At 41.5% G+C, this 26,866-nt stretch carries 9 protein-coding genes and 2 pseudogenes; 4 read left to right on the top strand and 7 right to left on the bottom strand.

Going from position 1 to position 26,866, the window contains the following annotated elements; all coding sequences use genetic code 11:
• Positions 1 to 21 precede the first annotated feature (21 nt).
• The 4 genes from RM049_RS20295 to RM049_RS20280 all read left to right on the top strand — a co-directional run bounded on the left by RM049_RS20295 (position 22) and on the right by RM049_RS20280 (position 21,797).
• Positions 22 to 9,942, top strand: a complete 9,921-nt coding sequence (locus RM049_RS20295) for a non-ribosomal peptide synthetase (protein WP_322705437.1) — start codon at positions 22 to 24, stop codon at positions 9,940 to 9,942.
• Positions 9,939 to 18,674, top strand: coding sequence for a non-ribosomal peptide synthetase (locus tag RM049_RS20290; RefSeq protein ID WP_322705436.1), 8,736 nt, complete (start codon positions 9,939 to 9,941; stop codon positions 18,672 to 18,674). Before RM049_RS20295 ends, RM049_RS20290 begins: the two co-directional genes overlap by 4 nt.
• A 66-nt stretch (positions 18,675 to 18,740) precedes the next feature.
• Positions 18,741 to 19,580 (top strand): phytanoyl-CoA dioxygenase family protein, encoded by an 840-nt coding sequence (locus RM049_RS20285; RefSeq protein WP_322705435.1) that lies wholly within the window; start codon positions 18,741 to 18,743, stop codon positions 19,578 to 19,580.
• 180 nt (positions 19,581 to 19,760) lie between these two features.
• Positions 19,761 to 21,797, top strand: a complete 2,037-nt coding sequence (locus tag RM049_RS20280; protein ID WP_322705434.1) for an ABC transporter ATP-binding protein/permease — start codon at positions 19,761 to 19,763, stop codon at positions 21,795 to 21,797.
• A 214-nt stretch (positions 21,798 to 22,011) separates the two neighbouring features.
• Here the strand turns inward: RM049_RS20280 and RM049_RS39345 are convergent.
• The 7 genes and pseudogenes from RM049_RS39345 to RM049_RS20250 all read right to left on the bottom strand — a co-directional run.
• Positions 22,012 to 22,128: pseudogene (locus RM049_RS39345) on the bottom strand (ATP-binding protein); the annotation flags it as partial.
• 509 nt (positions 22,129 to 22,637) lie between these two features.
• Complete coding sequence (locus RM049_RS20275) at positions 22,638 to 22,862, bottom strand: hypothetical protein (RefSeq protein WP_322705433.1); 225 nt, start codon at positions 22,860 to 22,862, stop codon at positions 22,638 to 22,640.
• A gap of 133 nt (positions 22,863 to 22,995) precedes the next feature.
• Positions 22,996 to 23,229 carry a hypothetical protein gene (locus RM049_RS20270; protein ID WP_322705432.1) on the bottom strand — a complete coding sequence of 78 codons (234 nt, stop codon included), beginning with the start codon at positions 23,227 to 23,229 and terminating at the stop codon, positions 22,996 to 22,998.
• Between the two features lie 391 nt (positions 23,230 to 23,620).
• Positions 23,621 to 25,018 (bottom strand): two-component system sensor histidine kinase RppB, encoded by a 1,398-nt coding sequence (gene rppB / locus RM049_RS20265; protein WP_322705431.1) that lies wholly within the window; start codon positions 25,016 to 25,018, stop codon positions 23,621 to 23,623.
• The gene (gene rppA / locus RM049_RS20260) at positions 24,996 to 25,733 is read right to left on the bottom strand and encodes a two-component system response regulator RppA (protein WP_322705430.1); all 738 of its coding nucleotides are present in this window, start codon (positions 25,731 to 25,733) and stop codon (positions 24,996 to 24,998) included. The genes rppB and rppA overlap by 23 nt, the downstream gene beginning before the upstream one ends.
• A 31-nt stretch (positions 25,734 to 25,764) precedes the next feature.
• Positions 25,765 to 26,250, bottom strand: coding sequence for a hypothetical protein (locus RM049_RS20255; protein ID WP_322705429.1), 486 nt, complete (start codon positions 26,248 to 26,250; stop codon positions 25,765 to 25,767).
• A 369-nt stretch (positions 26,251 to 26,619) separates the two neighbouring features.
• Positions 26,620 to 26,736: pseudogene (locus RM049_RS20250) on the bottom strand (CemA family protein); the annotation flags it as partial.
• Positions 26,737 to 26,866: the final 130 nt, after the last annotated feature.

The raw sequence follows: 26,866 nt of genomic DNA, 5'->3' as shown, positions 1-26,866 counted from the left end.
GCGACGTGGAGGTAAGTTTCTGTGAATATCGAAAAATTGGTAGCCGATCTAACTAAGCAGGGTGTGAAGTTGTGGGTTGAGAGCGAGCAGTTGCGTGTTAATGCCCCCAAAGGAGTATTGACACCAGACACTCGTAATTTACTGGTTAACCGTAAAGCAGAACTTGTTTCGTTGCTGCACCAGAAAAATGAGTTAGTAAAGTTCACTGGAGGTATCGCTACTAACACAGATTTATCCCCGATCAAAGTCGATCGTCCTCAGAACTTACCTCTGTCTTTTGGCCAAGAACAAATCTGGTTATTGAACCAGTTGGAACCAGATAACCCCTTCTACAACGAACAAGCAGCTCTAAAACTGCACGGTCAGTTGAACGTCGTAGCACTAGAGCAAAGCCTCAACAAAATTATCTCTCGCCACGAAGCATTACGTACTAACTTTGACACCATCAACGAGCAGCCAGTCCAAGTAATTGCTGACAGCTTAATCTTAAATCTGCCAATTATAGATTTAACAGATTTACCTGAAAGTGAAAAAGCGATCGCTTGTCAGCAATTAGCCACAGCAGAAACAACTCGACCCTTTGCCCTTGCTAATTCTCCTTTAATTCGAGCTTCTGTGCTTAAACTCACAGAGGTAGAACACGTCTTGCTAATCACAATACACCACATTGTTTTTGATGGTTGGTCAATGGGTGTGATAATGCGGGAATTAGCAACCATTTACTCAGCCCTTAGCAATAACTTATCTCCAGAGTTACCTGAGCTACCAATTCAGTATGCCGACTTTGCTATTTGGCAACGGCAGTGGTTACAAGCAGAAATACTAGAAACACAGCTTGACTATTGGAAACAACTACTCAAAAACGCTCCCACCTTACTAGAATTACCCACAGACAGACCAAGACCAGCTATTCAAACTTTCCGAGGCGCACTCTACAGTGTTGAACTTTCAAATCAACTGAGTCAAGCAGTTGCTAATTTCACCAGGCAAGAGGGAGCTACTCTGTTCATGACGCTGTTCGCAGCATTTGCTACCTTGCTTTATCGCTATACAGGCTCCGATGACATTTTAGTAGGCACACCCATTGCTAAACGCGATCGCTTAGAACTTGAAGGGTTAATTGGCTTTCTTGTCAACACTTTAGTATTACGTACCGATTTGTCAGGCAACCCCACTTTTCAACAGTTACTGAACCGAGTGCGGCAACTGACACTCTTAACTTCTGCTCACCCAGACCTGCCCTTTGAGGAGTTGGTAAAAGCATTACAGCCACAACGAGACCTCAGCCATACACCACTGTTTCAGGTGATGTTTGTCCTCGAAAATGCTCCCATGTCTGAAGTAGAGTTTACTGGGTTAACTGTCAGTCCGTTAGCGACAGAAAGAACAATTGCCAAGTTTGATTTGACTTTATTCATTAAAAATACTACCTCTGGGCTGGCAACTGTGTGGCAATACAACACAGACTTGTTTGATGCGCCCACCATAGAGCGGATGGCGGGTCATTTTGTGACCTTGCTCGAAAGCATTGTTACTAATCCACAACAGCAAATTTCCCAATTGCCTCTACTGACACAAGCACAACAACGACAGTTACTTGTCGAATGGAACGATACTCAAACTGAATATCCCAAAGATAAATCTATCCATCAGTTGTTTGAGGAGCAGGTTAAGCGCACACCCAATGCTGTAGCGGTGGAATTTGGCAATCAACAACTGACTTACCACCAATTAAATTACCGTGCAAATCAGTTGGCGCACTACCTGAAGTCTTTGGGAGTGAAAGCCGATGTATTGGTCGGGTTGTGTGTGGAACGTTCCTTAGAAATGGTCGTGGGACTATTAGGGATTCTCAAGGCAGGTGGAGCTTATGTGCCACTTGACCCAGAGTATCCAACTGAACGCCTGAGTTTCATGTTAGAAGATGCTCAAGTTTCAGTGTTGTTGACCCAGCAATCACTCCAGGAGAGACTACCTCAGCATCAAGCAAAACTTGTCTGCTTAGATACTGACTGGCAACAAATTTCCCAGTCTGGTCAGGATAATTTCATCCCTGGCGTACAAGCAACTAATTTAGCATATGTAATTTATACCTCTGGTTCTACAGGTCAACCTAAAGGTGTAGCTCTGAATCAGCTTGCTCTTTGCAATTTGATTCTGTGGCAACTGCAAAATACTACAATTTCTACTGGAGCAAAAACGCTGCAATTTGCTCCTATTAGCTTTGATGTCTCTTTCCAAGAAATATTCACTACCTGGTTTTCGGGAGGCACATTGTTCTTAATTACGGAAGAGTTGCGCCGAGATCCAGTAGCTTTGTTAGGTTTTCTCCAACAAAAATCTGTTGAGAGACTGTTTGTTCCCTTTGTTGCTTTACAGCAATTAGCTGAAGTCGCTGTTGATAGTGAATTAGTTAATAGTCATCTAAGGGAAATTATTACTGCTGGGGAGCAGTTGCAGATTACTCCCGCTATTTCTGGGTGGTTGGGCAAACTAACTGATTGTACTTTGCACAATCATTACGGGCCATCAGAGAGCCATGTAATCAGCACTTTTACTTTGGCTAATCCAATAGAGAATTGGCCGTTACTTCCTCCGATTGGACGACCGATCGCGAATACACAAATTTACATTTTAGATAAGTGTCTACAGCCTGTACCCGTTGGTATACCGGGAGAATTGTACATTGGTGGTGTCTCTTTGGCGCGGGGCTACCTTAATCGAAGGGAGTTAACACAAGAAAAATTTATCTCCAATCCCTTTGAGAAGACAGTAGGGAGTAGATTATATAAAACTGGGGACTTAGCACGCTATTTACCAGATGGCAACATCGAATATCTGGGACGCATTGATAATCAGGTTAAGATCCGAGGCTTCCGCATTGAGTTAGGCGAGGTTGAAGCAGTACTGAGCCAATATGGTGATGTGCAAGCATCTTGTGCGATCGTCCGCGAAGATACTCCAGGTGATAAACGCTTAGTTGCCTACGTGGTAGCACATCAGAACTGTACATTGGCAATCAGCGAACTGCGGCAATTCCTGAAAGCAAAGCTGCCAGAGTACATGGTACCTAATGCTTTTGTGATGTTGGATTCCTTGCCACTGACTCCTAGTGGTAAAGTAGATCGCCGTGCTTTACCTGCACCTGATGTAGACAGCAGTAATTCAGACAAATTCGTAGCCCCACGCACTCCGATTGAAGAACTACTGGCACAAATTTGGGCGCAAGTGCTGAAAGTGGAGCAAGTAGGAGTTTATGATAACTTCTTTGAACTTGGGGGACACTCGCTACTAGCAACGCAACTAGTTTCACGCATTCGCAACATTTTCAAACTAGAACTACCATTGCGTGAGTTATTTGCCAAAGCAACAGTTGCCGAATTAGCACAAGCAATTGAGCAGTTACAGCAACAAAAAATAGAACTCTCTGCACCACCTATCTTACCAAGAGAGACGAATGCTCAATTACCACTGTCTTATGCTCAACAGCGTTTGTGGTTTTTAGACCAATTAGAGCCGAACACTGCCTTATACAACATCCCCTTAGCTTTGCGTCTAGCCGGAACTTTTAATCAGGCAGCCTTAGAACAAAGCTTACAAGAAATTATTCATCGCCATGAAGCGTTACGCACGAATTTCGTCACTGTTAATGGAAAACCTTCTCAAATCATTCAAACACAAACGAATTGGACGCTCTCAGTTCTTGAGTGGCAATATCTGCCACCAGACGAACAAGAAATAGCCACACAGCAATTAATACAACAACAAGCCATTCAGCCTTTTGAACTGGCAAGTGTTGCATTACTCCGGGCGACATTAGTAGTGCTGTCCGAGACAGAACACATTTTGTTAGTGTGTATGCACCATGTGGTGTCTGATGCTTGGTCAATGGGTGTGTTTATCCAAGAATTAGCAGCACTATACAATGCTTATTCTCAAGGTCAGCCGTCACCTTTAACACCATTGCCGATTCAGTATACAGATTTTGCCTTATGGCAAAGAAACTGGTTACAAGGAGATATACTGCAAAGCCAACTAAGTTACTGGCAACAGCAACTAGCAAACGCACCAGCTTTATTGCCCCTACCTACAGACCGGCCTAGACCTGCGGTGCAGACTTTCGCTGGCGCATATCAAGAGTTTGCACTGTCAGTTGAGTTAACTAATCGGCTGACAAAACTGAGTCAGGAGCAAGGAGTAACTTTGTTCATGACGCTCTTGGCAGCTTATGATACTTTACTTTATCGCTACACAGGTGTAGCAGACATTTTAGTAGGGTCTCCTATTGCAAACCGCGATCGCAGTGAGACAGAAGGGTTAATTGGCTTTTTTGTCAACACTTTAGTGATGCGTAGTAACTTGGCAGATAATCCCAGCTTTAGCGAATTGCTCACTCGTGTTCGAGAAATGGCAATGGATGCTTATGCTCATCAGAATTTGCCTTTTGAAATGCTAGTTGAGGCATTGCAGCCACAAAGAGACCTCAGCTATACACCACTGTTCCAAGTGATGTTTGCACTCCAGAATGCGCCTATGTCTCAAGTTGAGTTGACTGGGTTAAGTGTCACCCCATTGATTGCAGAAAGCGCAACAGCTAAGTTTGATTTGTCTTTATTAATGCAGAACACTCCTACTTCGACTACGCTCAGTACAAGTACTGGAATGGTGGGTGTATGGGAGTACAGTACTGACTTATTTGATGCCAGCACAATTGAGCGGATGAGTGGGCATTTTGTAACCTTGCTGGAAAGTATCGTTTCTAACCCTACTGAGCGCATTTCTCAATTATCACTGCTGACACAACCTGAGCAACAACAGTTATTAGTAGAGTGGAACGATACTCAGGCGGATTATTCTCAGGATAAGTGTATCTATGAGTTGTTTGAAGAACAGGTTGGGCGTACCCCAAATGCAGTAGCAGTTGTATTTGAAAATCAACAACTTACCTATCACCAGTTGAATTGTCGCGCTAACCAGTTGGCTCATTACTTGCGCTCATTGGGTGTGGAAGGAGATACGCTGGTTGGGTTGTGTGTAGAACGCTCTTTAGAAATGGTGGTAGGGCTGTTAGGGATTCTTAAGGCAGGTGGGGCTTATGTGCCACTTGACCCAGACTACCCTACTGACCGTTTGGCATATATGCTCAATGATTCACAGGTGCAGATACTGTTGACTCAAAAGAAATTGCTCACTAGCTTACCGGAACATACCGCCCGTGTATTCTGCTTAGATCGAGACTGGGAAGATATATCTACAGAAAGTGAAGACAATCCAGTTAGTGGCTCTACAACTGATAACTTAGCTTATGTCATCTACACATCAGGCTCAACAGGTCAACCAAAAGGCACTTTAGTCAACCACTCAAATGTAGTGCGTCTGTTTGCAGCCACAGATTCTTGGTATCACTTTAGTCAAGATGATGTGTGGACAATGTTCCACTCTTATGCATTCGACTTTTCCGTGTGGGAAATTTGGGGCGCATTGCTGTATGGTGGACGACTGGTAGTAGTTCCGTATTTAGTGACGCGATCGCCCGAATCCTTCTATCAGTTATTAGCTCAAGAGCAAGTCACAATTCTCAATCAAACACCTTCTGCCTTCCGCCAATTAATTCAAGCTGAACAGTCAAGTTTAACCACTAGTGATTTAAACTTACGCTTGGTAATTTTCGGTGGAGAAGCCTTAGAAATCAAGAGCTTACAGCCTTGGTTTGAGCGACATGGCGACACCTCACCCCAATTAGTGAATATGTACGGGATTACGGAAACTACTGTACACGTCACTTATCGTCCATTGAGCAAGGAAGATTTAAATCACACAGCCAGTATTATAGGTCGTCCGATACCTGACCTCAAGGTGTATGTGCTGGACGAATATAAACAGCCAGTACCAATTGGCGTTCCTGGTGAGATGTACGTTGGTGGTGCTGGGGTGGCGCGCGGTTATCTGAATCGTCCAGAACTGACAGCAGAACGCTTTATTTCTCATCCTTTTAGCAACTACGACAAAGCGCGACTATATAAAACAGGGGACTTAGCACGGTATTTGCCCAATGGCGAGTTAGAGTATTTGGGGCGAATTGATAATCAAGTCAAGATTCGTGGTTTCCGCATTGAGTTGGGAGAAATTGAAGCATTACTAGCTGCTCACCCAGATGTTTGGGAAAGTGTGGTGGTGGTGCGAGAAGATGAACCGGGGGACACTTGTACTGAGCATCTCGACTTCGCTCGATGGAGCCGGAGTCGAAGTAAACGTTTAGTGGCTTACGTAGTGCCGCAGGTGGGGCAATCTTTGACAATCCAAGAACTACGTCGCTTCCTCAGCAACCAACTGCCAAGCTACATGGTTCCAAGTGCTTTTGTCCAGTTAGAAGCTCTCCCACTGACAGCAAATGGTAAGATAGACCGTCGCGCTTTACCTGTACCTGACACTGCAAGACCAGAACTAGAAGATGTTTTTGTTACGCCTAGCACAAGAGAAGAAAAAATATTAGCCACTATCTGGGCTAATGTTCTCGGTATTGAGCAGGTGGGTATTCATGATAACTTCTTTGCTTTAGGTGGAGATTCTATCCGTAGCATTCAAGTGCTGTCTCAAGCTAAAGAACAAGGTTTGAGTTTCTCTCTTGCACAGCTATTCCAACATCAAACAATTCACGAGCTAATCCAAGAGCTGAAAACACAAAAGAATGACGCTACAAAATTAGAATTAACTCAACCATTCAGTCTCATTTCTGAAACAGACAAAGAACATTTACCCGACGGTGTAGAGGATGCCTATCCCCTGGCTATGTTGCAAATGGGAATGGTTTACCACAGTGAGTACAGCCAAGATAGTACATATCACGACATTTTCAGTTTCCACCTCAAAACCCCGTTTGATGTTCAACTTTTACAAGTTGCTATTCAAGATTTAATCAATCATCACCCTGTACTGCGGACTTCGTTTGAGCTTAGTAAATTTAGTATTCCGTTGCAACTGGTTCATCAGCAAGTTGAGATTCCTTTGCAGGTAGAAGATTGGTGTCATTTGAATCATTCTCAGCAAGAAGAAGGCTTAACTGCTTGGTTTGAAGCTGAAAAGAAACGTCATTTTGATTGGACTCATCCTCCTCTATTGCGTTTCTTTGTGCATCGTCGCACACCGGAAACATTTAATTTGTCTTTGAGCTTCCACCATGCCATTCTTGATGGGTGGAGTGTTGCTTCAATGATGAGTGAGTTTTTTAAACGTTACTTGTCACTTTTAGGCGAATCAGTAGATTATGTATCGCCATTTAGTATTGCGTTCCGGGATTTTGTAGCTTTAGAGCAACAAGCGATCGCTTCACCAGAAACTCAGCGATACTGGAGTGAAAAGTTAAATGACAGCACTTTCACCAAATTACCTCGCTGGTCTTCTGTACCAAAACATACCAATGTTACAGAACTTAGTGTGCAAGAGGTAAATCTAGCTCCTGAGATTTTTGCTGGCTTAAAACAGCTGGCTCACTCCGCAGAAGCTACACTCAAGAGTGTGCTTTTGGCTGCCCATCTGCGAGTATTAAATTTCCTCAGTGGTGAAGAAGATGTAATAACGGGGGTAGCCGCTAACGGACGACCTGAACAAAATGATGGTGAGCGAGTTCTGGGACTATTCCTGAATACATTGCCCTTCCGCCTGCAATTTGCTGGAGGCACTTGGATAGACTTGGTGCAACAAGTGTTTGCAGCAGAACGAGAAATGTTGCCACACCGTCGCTATCCTTTGGCGGAAATACAGAGGAGTTTGGGTGGTGAACCTTTGTTTGAGACGGCGTTTAATTTCACCCATTTCCATGTCTACGAACAGCTACTGGAACTCGATAATTTACAACTGCTAGGTGGAAAGTTTTTTGAACAAACAAACTTTACTTTCTTAGCTCAATTCAGCGTCAGTCCTAATTCTTCTGACATAACACTGAATTTAAAGTACGATTCCTGCGAGTTATCCACCGAACAAATTAACAGGATTAGTGATTATTATCTGAGAGTTCTAGCGGCAATGGCGAAGGAGCCACAAGGACGCTATGAGTTGCACTCTCTTGTGTCTAGTGAGGAGCGTCATCAACTTTTAGTGGAGTGGAACAACACAGCAGTAGAGTATCCCGCAGATAAAAGTATTCACCAGTTGTTTGAAGCACAAGTAGAACAAACACCTGATGCAACGGCGGTGATATTTGGGGATCGACAGCTGACTTATGCCGAGTTAAACGCCAGAGCAAATCAACTTGCTCATTATCTCCAAACTCTTGGGATTAAACCAGAAGTATTGGTTGGGTTGTGCGTTGAACGTTCATTAGAAATGGTGGTGTCAATGTTGGGAATTCTCAAGGCGGGTGGTGCTTATGTGCCACTCGATCCAGAATATCCCCAAGAGCGATTAAGCTTCATGATCGAAGACACTCAGCTATCAGTTATCTTGACTCAAGAAAAGCTAGTTGGTAAGTTAGGCAGCCAAGCTAATGTAGTTTGCTTAGACTCACACTGGGATATCATCAGTCAACAAACACAACAGAACCCAACTACCAGCGTCAAAGCTGATAACTTAGCTTATGTAATGTACACAAGCGGTTCTACAGGTCAACCCAAAGGTGTTAGCGTTCTCCATCGAGGTGTAGTTCGATTAGTCAAACAAACCAACTATGTGAGCATTTCTGCTCAAGATGTAATTGCACAAGCCTCAAATTACGCCTTCGACGCTGCTACTTTTGAAATTTGGGGCGCACTACTTAACGGAGCGCGATTGGTGGGGGTAAGCAAAGATTTGGCACTTTCGCCACAAGACTTTGCAACCTTTATTCAAGCACAAGGTATCAGCGTGTTATTTTTGACAACTGCCTTGTTCAATCAAATTGCTCAAGAAGTCCCTTGTGCTTTCCATCCACTACGGCATCTTCTATTCGGCGGTGAAGCTGTCGAGCCGAAATGGGTCAAAGAAGTATTGAAAAATGGTGCGCCGCAGCGACTACTCCACGTTTATGGGCCAACAGAGAATACAACATTTACTTCTTGGTATTTGGTGCAGGATGTACCCGAAAACGCTAAAACTATTCCCATCGGTCAACCAATTTCCAACACGCAAATCTATTTGTTAAATTCCCAACTACAGCCCGTGGGCGTTGGTGTACCAGGAGAAATTTATATTGGAGGTGATGGTCAAGCAAGGGAATATCTTAACCGACCAGAGTTAACACAACAGAAATTTATTCCCAACCCTTTTAGTTCTGACCGCTATTCGTGCCTCTACAAAACTGGCGATAAAGCACGCTATTTACCTGATGGCAATATTGAATACTTGGGACGTATTGACAACCAAGTAAAAATGCGCGGTTTCCGCATTGAATTGTCAGAAATCGAAACAGTCCTGAGCCAACATGGTGATGTGCAAGCATCTTGCGTCATCCTCCGTGAAGATAATAGAGGTGATAAACGCTTAGTTGCCTATGTGGTAGCGCATCAGGACTGTACACCCACTTTAGGCAGCGAACTGCGGCAATTCTTGAAAACAAAATTACCAGACTACATGATGCCAAATGCTGTTGTCATCTTGGAGTCATTGCCGCTAACTCCTAACGGCAAGGTAGATCGCCGTGCTTTGCCCATACCGGATTTAAAAAGCGAAATTTCAGATAAATATGTTGCCCCGCGCACACCAATAGAAGAAACACTGGCACAAATGTGGTCACAAGTGCTGGGATTAGAGCAAGTAGGAATTCATGATAACTTCTTTGAACTTGGCGGACACTCGCTACTTGCAACTCAACTAGTTTCACGCATCCGCGATCGCTTTAAAGTCCAACTCTCTTTAAGCGAATTATTCAATGTTGCAACCATAGCTGAACTAGCGCAATCTATCGGGAAGTTACAGCAACAAAACTTAGACTTAACTGTTCCACGCATTCTACCAAGGAGCAAGAGATGATTACTGAAGAATTACCCCTATCTTATGCTCAACAGCGTTTGTGGTTTTTAGACCAGTTAGAGCCGAACAGTTCTACATACAACATCCCCTTAGCTTTGCGTCTAGCCGGAAATCTCAATCGGGCTGCCTTAGAACAAAGCTTACAAGAAATTATCGATCGCCATGAAGCGTTACGCACCAACTTCGTCACTGTTGATGAACAACCAATACAAATCATTCACACACAAACGAATTGGAAAGTCTCAGTTCTTGAGTGGCAAAATCTATCACCAAGCGAACAAGAAATTGCTACACAGAAATTGGTGCAACAACAAGCTATTCAACCGTTTGATTTAGCAAAGGGAGCATTAATCAGAGCAACATTAGTAGTCCTGTCCCAGACAGAACACATCTTGTTAGTGTGTATGCACCATGTGGTTTCTGATGGCTGGTCAATGGGTGTGTTTGTCTCTGAACTAGCAACACTGTATAAGGCTTATTCTCAAGGTCAGCCGTCACCTTTAGCACCTCTACCGATTCAGTACGCAGATTTCGCCTTATGGCAGAAAGATTGGTTGCAAGGGGATGTACTGCAAACTCAACTGAATTACTGGCAACAACAACTAAAAGATGCACCAGCTTTATTGCCGTTACCTACAGACCGACCAAGACCTGCTGTGCAGACTTTCACAGGCACAACTCAAGAATTTACGCTTTCAGTTGAGTTGACTAATAGACTGACAAAACTGAGCCAGGAGAGAGGTTGTACTCTCTTTATGACTCTGTTAACAGCCTTTGATATCCTACTTTACCGCTACACTGGACAATCAGATATCTTGGTCGGAACACCGATCGCCAACCGCGATCGCTCTGAAATAGAAGGGTTAATTGGCTTTTTTGTCAATACCTTAGTCATGCGTACCAGCTTGGCAGACAACCCCACTTTTAGCGAATTACTTGAACGCGTTCGGGAAATAGCTCTAGGAGCATATAATCATCAGGATTTGCCTTTTGAAATGTTAGTTGAGGCATTACAGCCAGAACGGAATCTCAGTCATACACCACTGTTCCAAGTGATGTTTGCACTCCAAAATGCGCCAATGTCGGAACTAGAGCTTGCAGGCTTAACTATCAGTCCTTTAACAGCACAAAGCACAACTACTAAGTTTGACTTGAGTTTATCAATGTACAACTCAGGTGCTGGATTAGTGGGTGTTTGGGAGTATAGCACTGACTTGTTTGATGCCAGCACAATCGAGCGGATAACTGGGCATTTTGTGAATTTGCTTTCAGGGATTGTAGCTAATCCCAAGGAGCGAATTTCGCAATTACCTTTGTTGTCACAAGTTGAGCAACAGCAATTATTAGTTGAATGGAACGATACTCAGGCAGATTATCCTTTTGATAAGTGTATCCATCAGTTATTTGAGGAGCAAGTAGAGCGTACCCCCAATGCTGTAGCAGTTATCTTTGACAATCAACAACTGACTTACCAGCAATTGAATTATCGCGCTAACCAGTTGGCTCATTACTTGCAGTCTTTGGGTGTAAAACCAGATACACTGGTGGGTATTTGTGTAGAGCGTTCTTTAGAAATGGTCGTGGGACTACTGGGTATTCTCAAAGCGGGAGGGGCTTATGTGCCACTTGACCCAGACTATCCCCAAGAACGCTTGAGCTTTATGCTAGAAGATGCTCAAGTTAAGGTACTGCTAACGCAACAGCAAGTCGTTGAAAAGTTGCCCCAGCATCAAGCGCAAGTTGTATGTTTAGATACTGAGTGGGAATTTATTTCACAATCAAGTCAAGATAATGCGATCGCGCAGCTTACCGTAGGTATCGCAAAAGTACAAACAACTAACTTGGCTTATGTAATTTATACCTCTGGTTCTACCGGAAAGCCTAAAGGAGTGATGCTTTCGCACCGCAACCTTTGCAATCATATGTTCTGGATGCAAACAACATTCTCCCTGACTGAAGAAGACAAAGTGCTACAGAAAACTCCCTTTAGCTTTGATGCCTCAGTTTGGGAATTCTACGCTCCTTTGTTAGTAGGCGGAAAGCTGATATTAGCTCAACCAGGAGGTCATGCTGACGCTTCTTACCTATTAGAATTAATTGCTCAAGAGCAGGTCACTACTGTTCAATTTATACCATCCTTATTACAAATACTCATAGAACAAGGGGGACTCGAAACTTGTCACTCCCTCAAACAAATCTTCTGCGGAGGTGAAGCTTTACCTGTTGTTGTGCAAGAGAACGTGTTAAGTAATCTGAATATGAACTTGCACAATCTCTATGGGCCGACGGAAGCTTGTATTGATGCAACCTTCTGGACTTGCAACCAAGGAATTGAGCGACAAGTTGTTCCCATCGGTCGCCCAATCGCCAACACGCAAATCTACATCTTAGACGAGTATCTCCAACCAGTACCCATTGGTGTAGCAGGAGAACTGCACATTAGTGGTGCTGGGTTAGCAAGAGGCTACCTCAACCGCCCTGAGTTGACAAAAGAAAAATTCATTCCCAATCCTTTTAGCGATGAACCACATTCCCGCCTTTATAAAACTGGGGATTTAGCACATTATTTACCTGACGGCACAATTGAATACCTCGGGCGAATTGACAATCAAGTAAAAATACGGGGTTTCCGCATCGAGTTGGGAGAAATCGAAGCACGGTTGAGCCAATATGATGATGTACAAGGGTGTTGTGTCATTGCCCGTGAAGATACACCAGATGATAAACGCCTAGTCGCCTACGTAGTACCGCATCAAGGACAGATACCTACAGTTAACCAGTTGCGCTCCTTCCTCTCTGGGCAATTGCCACAATACATGATGCCTCATGCTTTTGTGATGCTGGAGTCCCTACCACTTTTGCCAAATGGTAAGGTAAACCGCCGTGCTTTACCTGCACCAGACTCTCGTGGAGAACTGGAAGTCAGTTTTGTAGCCCCACGCAATCAAATCGAGGAAATACTAGCGCAGATTTGGGCAGAAGTCCTGAGAGTAGAACGAGTAGGCATTCATGATAACTTCTTTGAACTTGGCGGAGATTCTATTCTCAGTATTCAAATCATCAGCAGGGCAAAACAAGCAGGATTGCAACTGAGTCTCAAGCAATTATTTGCACATCAAACAATTGCCCAGTTAGCAACAGTGGCAAACGTAGAGAGTGTTATTCAAATAGAACAAGGATTAGTTACGGGGACATTACCTCTAACGCCAATTCAACACTATTTCTTTGAGCAAAATTTACAACAGCCGCATCACTATAATCAATCATTTCTGCTCTCAGTACCATCTGACCTCAAGCCAGAGCCATCAAAGCAAGTATTACAGCAATTGCTAGTACATCACGATGCTCTGCGCTTACGTTTTATACAGTCTGACTCTACTTGGCAGCAAATTCACTCTGCTGTGACTGATAGCGTTGCTTTTTCTCAAATAGACTTATCAACAGTTCCAGAGAGTGAGCAACAAGCAGCAATTGAAGCTAAGGCAAATTCTTTACAGGCGAGTTTAAATCTTTACGAAAATCTAGTGCAAGTCGCCTTTTTCTATCTGGGTATTGACAAAAGAGCGCGATTACTTATTGTCATCCACCACTTGGTAGTTGATGGCGTTTCTTGGCGAATTTTGTTAGAGGATTTGCAAACAGCTTACCAGCAACTTGCTCAAGGTAAAGTCATTAAACTTCCTACTAAAACAACTTCTTTCAAAGATTGGTCTAATAAATTAACCGAATATGCACAGTCACAAGCCCTCAAATCTGAACTGGCTTATTGGCTGAATGAATCTCGTGTCGCACTTCCTTCCATCCCAGTAGACTATACACAAGGGGCAAACACTGTTGAAGGAGCCAGTACAGTATCGGTTTCGTTAAGTGAGGCACAAACCCGTGCCTTACTGCAAGATGTACCGAAGGCTTACAACACTCAGATTAACGATGTGTTATTAACTGCCTTAGTGCTGGTTTTGAGCAGATGGACTAACTCTAACTCTGTTCTGTTCAACTTAGAAGGTCATGGCCGGGAAGATATTATTGATGGTGTGGATTTATCACGCACTATCGGCTGGTTTACAACCATTTTCCCTGTAGTTTTAGAACTGGGAGCTACAGGAAATCTTGCCGATGCCTTAAAGTCTGTCAAAGAACAACTACGGGTTATTTCCAACAAAGGAATTGGCTATGGCTTATTACGCTATCTAAGTCAAGATGTAGAAATCGCTACTCAACTACAGGCATTGCCGCACGCAGAAATTAGTTTCAATTATTTAGGTCAATTCGATCAACTTCTCAATACATCTTCTTGGATACAGCCAGCTAGCGAAGCTGCGGGACACAGCCAAAGTTTGCAGAACAACCGCGCTCATTTATTAGACATTAACAGCATTATTACTGGAGATCGGTTGCAAATTGAGTGGATTTATAGCACGAATGTTCACCAGCAAACCACGATCGCAAGTCTGGCGCAAGATTTTGTCGAGATATTGCAAGGGTTAATTGCTCATTGTTCATCTGGTGAGAGTGGAGGGTATACACCTTCAGATTTCCCGTTAACCAAGCTCAAACAGCTAGAACTAGACCAACTGTTAGCAAGTTTAGGCAAGACTAACTCCAAAAATATTGAAGATATTTACCCGCTTTCTCCTATGCAACAGGGGATGCTATTTGAAAGTTTGTATGCTCCAAATACAGGAGTATATTTTGAGCAGTTAAGTTTCACTTTAAAAAGTGAGTTGAACGTAGCAGCTTTTGAGCAAGCTTGGCAGCAAGTGGTAGCACGGCATTCCATCTTGCGGACTGCTTTTGTTTGGCAGCAATTAGCCCAGCCACTTCAAGTAGTGTATCGGCAGGTGGAGATTAACCTTAACAGGCATGATTGGCAACAGCTATCTACCCAAGAGCAACAACAGCAATTAGAGCTTTTCTTACAGTCACAGCGACAACAGGGTTTCCAACTGAATCAAGCACCACTGATGTACCTGGGTCTGATTCAATTGAGTGCAGATAGTTATCAATTCGTTTGGAGTTCTCATCATTTATTGCTTGATGGCTGGTCAATGCCTTTGGTTTTCAAAGACTTATTGTATTTTTATCAAGCAATTTCTCAGGGTGAAACTGTAGCCGTTCAACCAGCCCAAAACTACCGCAACTATATTGCTTGGCTACAGAAACAAGATTTAACCCAAGCTGAACAATTCTGGAGAGAAAAACTTCAAGGTTTTACCTCACCTACTTCTTTGACAGTTGATAAACCATCGTCAAAACGACAGCAGTTAAATTCTAGTTACAGCGAACAACAAATCCAACTGACAGAGCAAGCGACAGCTGCCCTACAGACTTTTGCACGGCAGCAGCAACTAACGATAAATAATTTAGTGCAAGCGACTTGGGCATTACTACTAAGTCGCTACAACCAAGAAAAAGATGTAGTTTTTGGTGCTACTGTTTCTGGTCGTCCGCCGTCTCTTGTCGGCATTGAGTCAATGGTAGGAATATTTATTAACACCTTGCCAGTGCGAGTTCAAGTTGGAGATGATACCCAAGTCTTGACTTTGTTGAAGGATTTACAAACACAACAAGTAGAGTCTGAGCAATACTCATATAATTCATTGGTAGATATTCAAGGGTGGAGCGAAGTTTCTAGAGGAACGCCTTTGTTTGAGAGCATTGTTGTCTTCGAGAATTATCCTGTGGATGAGGCAGTACAATCGCACAATCACAGTTTCTCTATAGAAAGTATTCACAGCATTGAACAAACCAATTATCCTCTAACTGTAATTGCTGCTCCTGGTAAGCAATTGTTGGTGAAGATTAACTATGATACGAGCCGATTTGATGATGGTGCGATCGCTCGTTTGTTAGGTCATTTCCAAACATTGCTTGAGGGAATTATAGCTAACCCACAGCAACAAATCGCCCATTTGCCACTGATAACACCAAGGGAACAGCATCAGTTATTAGCTGAATGGAACGATACTCAGACGGATGACCCAATTGATAAATGTATCCATCAGTTGTTTGAGGAACAAGTAGAACGTACTCCAGATGCAGTAGCGGTAGAGTTTGAGAATCAACAACTTACCTACTACGAATTGAATTGTCGGGCAAATCAGTTAGCACACTACCTGAAGTCCTTGGGCGTAAAACCAGATGTGCTAGTTGGATTGTGTGTTGAACGCTCATTAGAAATGGTCGTCGGGCTTTTGGGGATTCTGAAGGCTGGTGGTGCTTATGTGCCACTTGACCCAGACTATCCGATTGAGCGGTTGCACTTTATGCTCGAAGATACCCAGGTAAAGGTACTGCTTACCCAAAAGCAACTTATTAGCAAACTACCTGAACATCAAGGAGAGCTTCACTTCGGCTGCGCTCAGTACAAGGTTTGTTTAGATACTGACTGGGCAGTAATTTCTCAATGGAGCCAAGAAAATCTCGTTACTCATGTAGAAGCTAATAACTTAGTTTACGTAATATTTACCTCTGGTTCTACAGGTAAACCAAAAGGTGTAGCTTTGCCCAATCGAGCAATCACTAATTTGATTCAATGGCATTTAGCTACACTACAAACAGGAGTTGGAGTTCTTCAATTTGCATCATTAAGTTTTGATGCCAGCATTCACGAAATGTTCGCCGCTTGGTGTTCTGGTGGAACGCTATTTATAGTTCCCGAAGCTGTGCGTTTGGATTTGGACAGTTTAATTCACTTCCTGGCAAGCAAACCTATACAGAAGGTGATTCTTCCAGTTGTTGTGCTTCAGCAATTGGCAGAGGTATACGGACAGCAAAAACATTTGTTCAAAAATCTCACAGAAATTATCACTACTGGCGAACAACTGCAAGTAAATCGACCAATTGTTAATTTATTTAATAACTTAGAAAATTGTTCGCTTCATAACCATTACGGCCCTTCGGAAACCCATGTGGTAACAGCTTTTACTTTCTCAGGTACACCAAATACTTGGCCTGCTTATCCGCCTATAGGAAAACCTATTGACAATACACAAATGTACATTGTCGATAGTAATTTCCAACCCGTCCCCATTGGTGTTACTGGTGAACTGTACATAGGCGGCGTTGGATTGGCTAACGGTTACTTTAACCGTCCTGAATTAACGAAGCAAAAATTTATCCCCAATCCCTTTTGTCGAAGCAGGGGAGATAGAGAAGGCCAATTTTCTCATTCTGAATTCTTGTATAAAACTGGGGATTTAGCCCGCTATTTACCAGATGGCAATATTGAATTTTTGGGTCGTATTGACCATCAGGTGAAAATTCGGGGATTTCGGGTTGAACCCGGAGAAATTGAAACTGTACTCAATCAACATCCAGAAATTCAAACAACTGTCGCCATTGTCTGGGAAGATACCCCAGGTGATACTTGTACTGAGCGACTTGTGCCGAGCGGAGCCGAGGTAAGCCGAAGTAAACGTTTAGTCGCCTATGTAGTACCCCATGAACAATGTGTACCGACACTTAGCCAACTGCGTCAGTTCTTAAAAGCAAAACTGCCAGCTTACATGATCCCAGTAATAGTTATTCTGGATTCCTTGCCCCTAACACCCAACGGTAAGGTAGATCGGCGTGCATTGCAAGAACCTTTTGACAGCAGTGACGCAGACAAATTTGTTGCGCCACGTAGCCAAGTAGAACTGCAACTAACACAAATCTGGTCAAGGATTTTGAAAGTTGACAGGGTAGGAGTACAAGATAACTTCTTTGACCTTGGTGGTCACTCGCTTTTAACGCCTTACTTAATGGCGCAAATTAAACAGCAGTTTGGTAAGGATATTGCGATCGCTAGCTTATACCAAAATCCCACTGTTGAACAATTGGCGACTGTTATACAAGCGGATTCCAACTTCTTAACTAAATCTCCCTTAGTAGCAATTCAGTCCCACGGTTCTAAACCACCTCTGTTTTGTCTTCCAGGGGCGGCTGGCGATCCCTTTTACCTGTACAACTTAGCCCGTTGTCTGGGTTCAGACCAACCATTTTACAGTTTTCAAGCAGATGCTCTTTGTAAAGGAGATGAACCAATTACCTCCGTTGAGGATGTAGCCACCCAGTATATTCAAGCACTCTTAGCTATCCAACCGCAGGGGCCGTATTTTTTGGCAGGGCATTCTTTTGGCGGTAAATTAGCTTTTGAAATAGCGCAGCAGTTACTTGACAAAGGTCATAAGGTTGCTTTAGTTGCCATTCTTGATACCAAAGCACCGTTTTATCAGGAAAAGCCAATGGGTTTTGATTGGGATAACGGTAAATGGTTGTTTGAATTTGCGCGTGCGATCGAAGTTGTTTACGCCAAGAACTTGAATATTTCTACCAATACTCTTGAATCTTTGGTTTGGGAAGATCAGCTGAAATACGTTCTCGAACGACTAAAAGATGCCGATCTTCTGCCCCCCGATGATGAAATTACGCAGCTTAATAATAAGGTGCAATTTCTCAAAAATAACTGCTTAGTTAGTTATGTACCACAACAGTTTTATTCCAGCCGAATTACCCTCTTACGTGCTAGTGAAACTGCTACTGTTGATGAGTCTAATAGTGAAGTACCTGCTGAAATTTTGCAGGATTTAACTTGGGGCTGGGGAAATTTTTCTGACGAACCAGTAGATGTCCATTTTGTTCCAGGCAATCATGTAACGATGATAAATCAGCCCCACGTTCAGATATTAGCAGAACGTTTGCAAGCTTGTATTGAACAAGCACAGAAAGCTACAGATGATGAGGTATAAGCCTGCCCAAGTTTGGCAATATTAATTCAATTTACTTAGTTAATTTACACCATCAAAACAATAGTTATGTTATACACCAATTCAATCGAAAAAACCGTAACATTAACAGCAGAGCAAATAAAGGATTATAGAGAGAATGGGCTATTATTTATCCCAGAGCTTTTCTCTCAAAAAGAAGTTGAGGCAATGCACGTTGCTGTTGAAGATTTGATAGTAAAAGATACGCCAGGGCGGATATTAGAAAAAGACAACACAACAGTGCGTGCCCTTCATGGATGCCACCTCGATTCAGAGACTTTTAATGCCTTAACTCGTCACCCTAGCCTTTTAACATCTGCTTATGAAATTCTCAATAGCGATGTATATGTTTACCAATTTAAAATTAACTTTAAAGCAGCTTTTGGCGGAGATTTATGGCCGTGGCATCAAGACTTTGTATTTTGGGATGAAGAAGATGGAATGCCATCTCCAAAAGCCTTGAATGTTGCAGTTTTCTTAGATGAGTGTAATGAGTTTAATGGGCCTGTCTATTTCATTCCAGGTTCTCATAAAGAGAGCCTTTTCCACTTGGGACAAATAAAATCATCTGAAGTTAACGGTCAAGAAAAAGACTGGAAATCTAATGTAAGTGCGGCTCTCAAGTATTCCCTCGATAAAGAAACGATCGCCAAGCTAGCTGATGAAAAAGGTATCGTCGCACCAAAAGGCCCTTCAGGTTCTGTCCTCTTCTTTCACTGTAATTTAGTCCACGGATCAGCACCTAATATTTCTCCCTACGATCGCAGGCTGTTGATTATTACCTATAACAGTATCAACAATATACCAACCTTCAAAGGGCAACCCAGACCAGAATTTTTGGTAAGCCGCGACCACAAGCCACTAAAGCTTCAAGCGACAAAGTTCTGATTTAACCTACAAGACGAGAGGCTAGAGGATGTTTTCAAAGTCTTGCGATCCCCTCTAGCCCCCAAAGGGTGGAAACTACTCAAATAATTATGAAGGAGATTTTCTACGGTAGTGATTACTGATTATTCAACACTAAAAAGCATTAAAGTTAACTTAAAGATTGCAGCTTATTTATAAAATATGGCACCCCAAGTTATTCAAGCTAAACCCTCAAAAAATGCTTTCTCAGATTTTATTCAATTTTGGGAAGATGTAAAAGCGATCGCTGGCCCTTACTGGTATCCAACAAAGCCAGGAGAAAGAGCTTTTTCAGATGTTATTCGTGCCTGGGGAATGCTCATTCTCCTAATATTACTAATAATTGCCGTTGTAGGTGCAAATACTTTTAATAGTTTTGTTCACCGCTATTTAGTTGATGTTATTATTCAAGAAAAAGACTATTCTAAATTTATTGATATTCTCTTAATCTATGGTGTTGGACTTGTATTGATAACGCTTTCAATAGGATTTTCTAAATTTATTAGAAACCAAATTGCTATTGATTGGTATCAATGGCTTAATAAGCATATTTTAAATAAATATTTGCACAATCGTGCTTATTACAAAATTAACTTTAAAGTCGATATTGATAATCCAGATCAACGTTTAGCTCAAGAAATTGAACCAATTACCAGTAGTGCCCTCAGTTTTTCAGCTATTTTTCTAGAAAAAATACTGGAAATGATGACTTTTATAATAATTGTCTGGACAATTTCTCAACAAATAGCTGTTGTTTTAATTATCTATACAGTTATAGGCAATTTAATTGGTGTTTACTTAAATCAAGAATTGATTAATATTAATCAAGCGGAAATCGAATCTAAAGCTAATTATAATTATTGTCTAACTCATGTGCGCAATCATGCTGAGTCGATAGCTTTTTTTCAAGGAGAAGAACAGGAACTGAATATAATTCAACGCCGATTTATTAATCTGATAAAAAATGCTAAACAAAAAATTAATTGGGAGAGAAATCAAGCAATTTTTAACCGAGGATACCGTGCTGGAATTGAATTTTTTACGCTTTTAGTACTCGCACCTTTATTTATTAGAGGTGATATGGATTTTGGAGAAATTGGACAAGCTACTACAGCTTGCTATATGTTTGCTAGTGCTGTGGAAGAATTAATCGCTGAATTTGGCGTTTCTGGGCGATTTTCTAGTTATGTTGAGCGTTTATCTGAGTTCTCGGATGCCTTAGAAGCAGTAACTAAAGAACCAGAGAATGTCAGTACTATTAAAACAATAGAAGAGAATCATTTCGCTTTTGAGCATGTCACCTTACAAACACCAAACTATGAGCAGGTAATCGTCGAAGACTTGTCATTAAACGTTCAGCCTGGAGAAGGTTTATTAATTGTAGGGCCGAGTGGTCGAGGAAAGAGTTCTCTGTTGAGAGCGATCGCAGGTTTATGGAACGCAGGAACTGGTCGTCTAGTGCGTCCTTCCCTAAAAGAAGTCTTATTCCTACCCCAGCGTCCTTATATCATTTTGGGAACTTTGCGCCAACAGTTACTCTATCCTAAAACTAATCGTCAAATGACCGACGCAGAACTCAAAGAAGTTTTGCAACAAGTAAACCTGCAAAACTTGTTAAGTCGAGTTGAAGGTTTTGATACTGAAGTTCCTTGGGAAAATATATTATCGCTGGGAGAGCAACAACGCCTCGCTTTCGCACGCCTGTTAGTGACTCATCCAAGGTTCACCATATTAGATGAAGCAACAAGTGCTTTGGATTTAAAAAATGAAGGAAGTTTATATCAACAATTACAAGCAACAAAAACAACGTTTATTAGCGTTGGGCATAGAGAAAGTCTATTTAATTATCATCATTGGGTTCTGGAACTTTCACAAGATTCCAGTTGGCAACTTTTGACGGTGCAAGATTATCAAAATCAAAAAACAATTATCCAGAACTCTACTGAAAATACTCGCATTACTATAGACAGTTTGCCTAACAATGAATCCCAAAATCAATCAGAAATATTGACTCAAAAAGCTAAAAGTATAGGACTTTCTCATAAAGAAATGACTGACTTAACCTTCTATTCCATTAAGACGATTAGAAGTAAGGCAAGTAAAGGTGAGTCTATCACTACTAGGGACGGCTTGACCTGCCACTATGACAAAGACTTAAAGGTGTGGAAATGGGTTGAAGGGGTGACAAAAAAGTTATAAAGCGGACTGGATAAGAGTCGAATGGCACGCTTGATAACGGTAAACCCATTATATATCAGGCTTTTAGGTGTGGGGTGTGGCTGAGTGGGTGTAGTGAGTCAGAAATTTATTTGTATCCCCACTCATATTTACTTTTCTTGATTTTTCCCGACACCCGACACCCTACCCCCAACACCCAGCCCAGAGAAAATCTTGTGGTTGGTATGAGGCGATCGCTCCTGACACTACTCACCCGATAAAAACGATCGAAAATTCGCTTAAGTTCGTGTTCTGGAATTTCAATACCTGTATCTTGAACTTTAATTACAGCATTATATTCGTTGCGATTTAAAAAAAACCGTTACCTCGTAGCGATCGCCCGAATGGCACGCTTGTTAACGCCAAACCCATTACCTATAAGGCTTTTGGGTGTGGGGTGTGGCTGAGTGGGTGTAGTGAAGAAGGAAAATATTTATGTTCATACTCGATATTTTGTTTTCTTAATTTTCCCCTACACCCTACACCCTACCCCCAACACCCTGCCTACACGAGCTTTCAGCTTTACAAGCGTGCCATTCTAGCGATCGCCCCTAGTAATCCCCAGATATTTTATATAGTTAATGATAATAATGCTGTATTTCAATCCCAAGATAGCGGCGAGACATGAAAAGAAGTCTAATAAATTTGAAGACTTTCTACATAGCAGTAGTAACCCACAATACTAATCACTCAAATCTGCAATCAAGACATTTTAAATATTATATTAGGATTACTTGCAACTATAATTATATTCAGCCATTGCCTTAGTTACGGTTCTAATTAAAAGAGATGAAATTTTTGATTAATATGAAAATCTAAATATTAAAATGTAGGAAATTGAGCTACACCAAGGGGGATTTCTACCTCACTATCAACAACTTTTGCTGAAAAATGGTATACCGAAGCTGGCCCAGTAACTAGTTGTTGAACTTTATTAAAATTAACTAAAAGTTTATTGTTAAAAATAACCTTTTCAGGGAACTCTATAATAATTTGTCTGCCATTTACGGAAATATTAGTATTAATTTTTTGACCATTCACATCCAAGGCATCAATGTCATTACTTACTGCTACAGTATAGGACTCATATTTGATTTCTGAAAAAACTCAGTACATCTTAGAAAGCCTTCTTTCCTGTACCCTATTCCCTATTCCCTGTTCCCTGACTACGTAGATCGTTTCAAAAATCAAACCGGATTCCTATAGATGGAGTTTCAATAATAAGTTGAGAAAGAGCGTTTTTATTTTGGGGGATGTTTAGCCGAAAGGTATGCTTAACTAAACGCCAGCTATTGGTAGGATATTGCAAATTATTATCAATATTAGTCTCCTTAGCATTGGCATGACTAAATGAAATGGAAGCTGCGGGAGTAAAGGCAAACACCATAATTGTGTAAATCAATATTTTATTCATCTTGAATTGTTAAGTAGTTATTATGTTAAATAATTGCAGGTTTTGTATTAAACAAAGGTTTACATAATAAGTTTGACAGGTCATGATGAAATTAGGATGAAATTTTGAATGATTCAAAAAATAATTCGTTAATGTTGCGGTAAGTAACCAAGTCTAAAAAAAACTGCGATTGAAGTAACGAGAAATCCAATAATTTAAGTCTGAAGGATTAATAAGATGATGAAAATTTAGCATCACTAAGGATAAAATTAGTGTCTGCTATCATTACAGGGCAACGCATCTAAATATTAAAGATTTTTAATAGATATGGCATTTTATTTGGAACTTTCACACAAGCTATAGCCTACGTCAAAAGACAAGTTGTCAAACTTAACTTTTTTTAGGAGGGTATTCAATTTTCATCTGTTGATAGACAGGTCAGTTGCTTCTGTTTTTCTGTCAAGGGTAAGTGAACGATAAAGGAGCTACCTTTACCAACTTGGCTTTGCACCTGTATACTACCTCCATGAGCCTGAACAATTGCTTGCGCGATCGCTAATCCTAATCCAGATCCACCAGTACGACGTGAGCGATCGCTGTTCACTCGATAAAAACGGTCAAAAATCCACTTTTGCTCGTGCGATGCAATGCCAATACCTGTATCTTGAACTTCAATTACAGCATGACTGTTGGTGCGTTTGAGGATGACAGTTACATAACCGCCAGCAGGGGTGTATTGAATAGCATTAGCAATTAGATTAGAAAGTACACGTAACAGTTGGTCTTCATCTCCCATTACGTATAAAAGCTCTTGACATAACACCAAAGATGTTAGCTGCAAAGAAGCCGCAGCCGCTAACGCTGAAAATTCTTCCAAGAGGTCATTAATCAAAATATTCAAACAGCAATGTATTTGTTGTGTCGCCTGCGTTTGCTGTTCCAATCGAGACAGTAACAGCATATCCTGAACTAATTCAGCTAGTCGATAATTTTGACGTTGAATAGATGCCAAAATATCTCGCGCCTCCTCAGATAGATACTCCATATCAAATAAAGTTTCTACCGTTGCATTAATCGCTGCTAGAGGAGTACGCAACTCATGAGAGGCATCAGACGTAAACTGTTGCATTTGTTTATACGAAGAGTCAATTGGTCGCATTGCTAACCCTGCCAGCCACCAACTAGAACCACCAACTAACAATACCGTAATTGGCAATCCTAGCGCCAAAATTACTTTCAAAGCCGCGAGACGATTATCAAGGTCATTTAAACTGCGCCCTACCTGAATATAGCCCCAATATTGATTATCTTGAGTGTGCAGCAGTAAAGACTTTTGACTGTAACGATTACCCTGTAAGTCTTTGAGTGTTTGCCAAACTTGGGGAAGCACAGTCGGTGGCAATTCATCCGCTTGGAAACCTGCCACTGCAATTAACCGTCCTGAACCATCGACAAAACGGATGTAATATTGCTTATCTTTGTATACAGGACTAAAAATACCGTGTTCATCAGGGGTGGTTTTACCGTGCCGAAGGATCTTTTGGGTAGAACAACTGGACTGGGCTAAACAAATATTCGGTAAAACCTGCCGAAAAACTGGCTCTGTAATACCAGGTTGTTTCAAATTTGGTTCAATTACATCATGAAGTGTACCCGCTACCGATTCCAGTTCCCGGTTGATAGAAACCACATAAGCATCAATAATTACCTCATAAACCACGAAACCGCATAAGGACAGAATTAAAGCCATAACTACCGCATACCAGGTAGCCAATTGCCAGCGAGTCTTACGAAATAGTCGAATTTGCATTGCCAGGATTGAAACGATAGCCCATACTAGGGATTGTTTCGATTAGCCCATCACAACCATACTCCGATAATTTACGTCGCAAAAGTCGGATTTGAGCTGCTACTACATTACTAACGCGTTCTGCACTAAAAGCATACAGATGATTCAAAATCTGGTCGCGAGTAATAACTGTATTAGGACGTTTCATCAAGTACTCTAATAATTGAAATTCCTTTTTTGTTAAATAAATTACCTTATTTTCCCCATTAGAATACTGACGAGAAACTGTACAATTACCGCAATCTAGGATAAGGCCACCAACGTGCAATTGTAAAGGCTGGAACTGGGGTGTAAGTGTTGCACCTCCAAAGGAAGCTCGCCTTTGCAAAGCCCGCAACCGTGCCAGTAGTTCTGCCATGCCAAACGGCTTGATCAGATAGTCATCAGCCCCTGCGTCTAGTCCAGCAACCTTATCTGCCATGCTATCTTTAGCGGTTAACATTAGTACTGGTAAAGCGTTGCCCCGATCCCTTAAACGCTTGCACAGTTCTAAACCTGACATTCCCGGCAGCAACCAATCAAAAATTGCCAGTGTATATTGAGTCCAATCATGTTCTAGATAAATCCAGGCTTCATTTCCATCCAAAACCCAGTCAACAATATATCTTTCTTTACTCAACTTTCGCTGAATCGATGCACCCAAATCTGGCTCATCTTCCACTAGCAAAACTTTCATAATCAACAGATGTATCTTAGCAACTTGTTCATTAAATTACACGCAATTGAACGACACCAATTGGTAACTCTACATTCATACCAGCGAAAATTGTAGATATCTTGTAGAACTTATCACTAGTGGTCATTGCTATTTTTTTAACATTTTTCATTTCTACGATGATGATAGTTCCAGGAGCGACTGACTCAGCAAACTCTAGCGTACCTTTTTTGCCTTGAATAGAAACTTTTGCCGCAATTTCTTTACCATATTCCTCGGACACATCAATACTTTCTCTAAGAACAATGTTAGCTGGAGCTTCGATTATTAGCTGAGAAATAGCCTTGCTGTTTTGGGGAACTGCTATTTTTAAAGTATGTCTGAGAATTCTCCAGTGGCGAATCCCTTGAGGAGATTCCCCTAAGCTAATAACGTGAGGAAAGTTACTAGATTGTGGTGTAGAATTTGCATAAGTAGCTGGAACTAAAACTGCCATACTTAAGGCTAAAATCGTAGTGTGTATCAATTTTCTATTCATTACGCTCTGATGATTACCTCACTATATCCATTAATTATCAGAATCATCTTCGGGGAAAGATGTTACCTCTTAATAGCTTGACAAAGTGAGATGAAATTTGGGTGAAATTTTAGCTAGTTCAAGGAATTTTTTAAAAATAAAAATAAATAAGGATTTTTGATGGAGCCGTAACGGTTTCGTAAACGTATACTTTTTTATAGTCTGGTTATAGATTCAAAGCTCTCTCTAACTTCGTTTTAGAATATAACGATATTGACAAACAGTTGAAGAAGCAAAGTATTAGTATTTAAAGTTGTTGTCATTATGTGACAAATTGACAGAAATATAGTATTTTTTGTATTTGTAGAAAGTTAGATATATTTATAAAAATTATTCATTCATGTTATGGTAAGTGGCAACAGATGAAGGAGAACTGCGATTGAGGTAGCGGAACATCTAATATTTAAAAACTGTATCCATGACCACTGGGACAGTATCAATAACTAAAGATTATTGCTACCACTTGCTGTTAATTATCGTTTAAAGGTAAAGCGACCGTTCACCTTTTCAGCATTGATATCAGACAGAATAGCAACTTTATACTCACCTGCTGCTTTTTCAGAAAGTACAGAATGGT

This window comes from Nostoc sp. DedQUE04, assembly GCF_034530995.1.
Classification (GTDB): Bacteria; Cyanobacteriota; Cyanobacteriia; order Cyanobacteriales; family Nostocaceae; genus Nostoc.
Note: the sequence above shows the minus strand (reverse complement) of the source record. Positions and strands in the feature narration are given on the sequence as shown.

Excerpts from the sequence above, each read along its gene's own strand:
- RM049_RS20255 (WP_322705429.1), bottom strand. The coding sequence starts at position 26,250 with ATGAATAGAAAATTGATACACACTACGATTTTAGCCTTAAGTATGGCA.
- RM049_RS20280 (WP_322705434.1), top strand. The coding sequence starts at position 19,761 with ATGGCACCCCAAGTTATTCAAGCTAAACCCTCAAAAAATGCTTTCTCA.
- rppB (WP_322705431.1), bottom strand. The coding sequence starts at position 25,018 with ATGCAAATTCGACTATTTCGTAAGACTCGCTGGCAATTGGCTACCTGG.
- rppA (WP_322705430.1), bottom strand. The coding sequence starts at position 25,733 with ATGAAAGTTTTGCTAGTGGAAGATGAGCCAGATTTGGGTGCATCGATT.
- RM049_RS20290 (WP_322705436.1), top strand. The coding sequence starts at position 9,939 with ATGATTACTGAAGAATTACCCCTATCTTATGCTCAACAGCGTTTGTGG.
- RM049_RS20270 (WP_322705432.1), bottom strand. The coding sequence starts at position 23,229 with ATGAATAAAATATTGATTTACACAATTATGGTGTTTGCCTTTACTCCC.
- RM049_RS20285 (WP_322705435.1), top strand. The coding sequence starts at position 18,741 with ATGTTATACACCAATTCAATCGAAAAAACCGTAACATTAACAGCAGAG.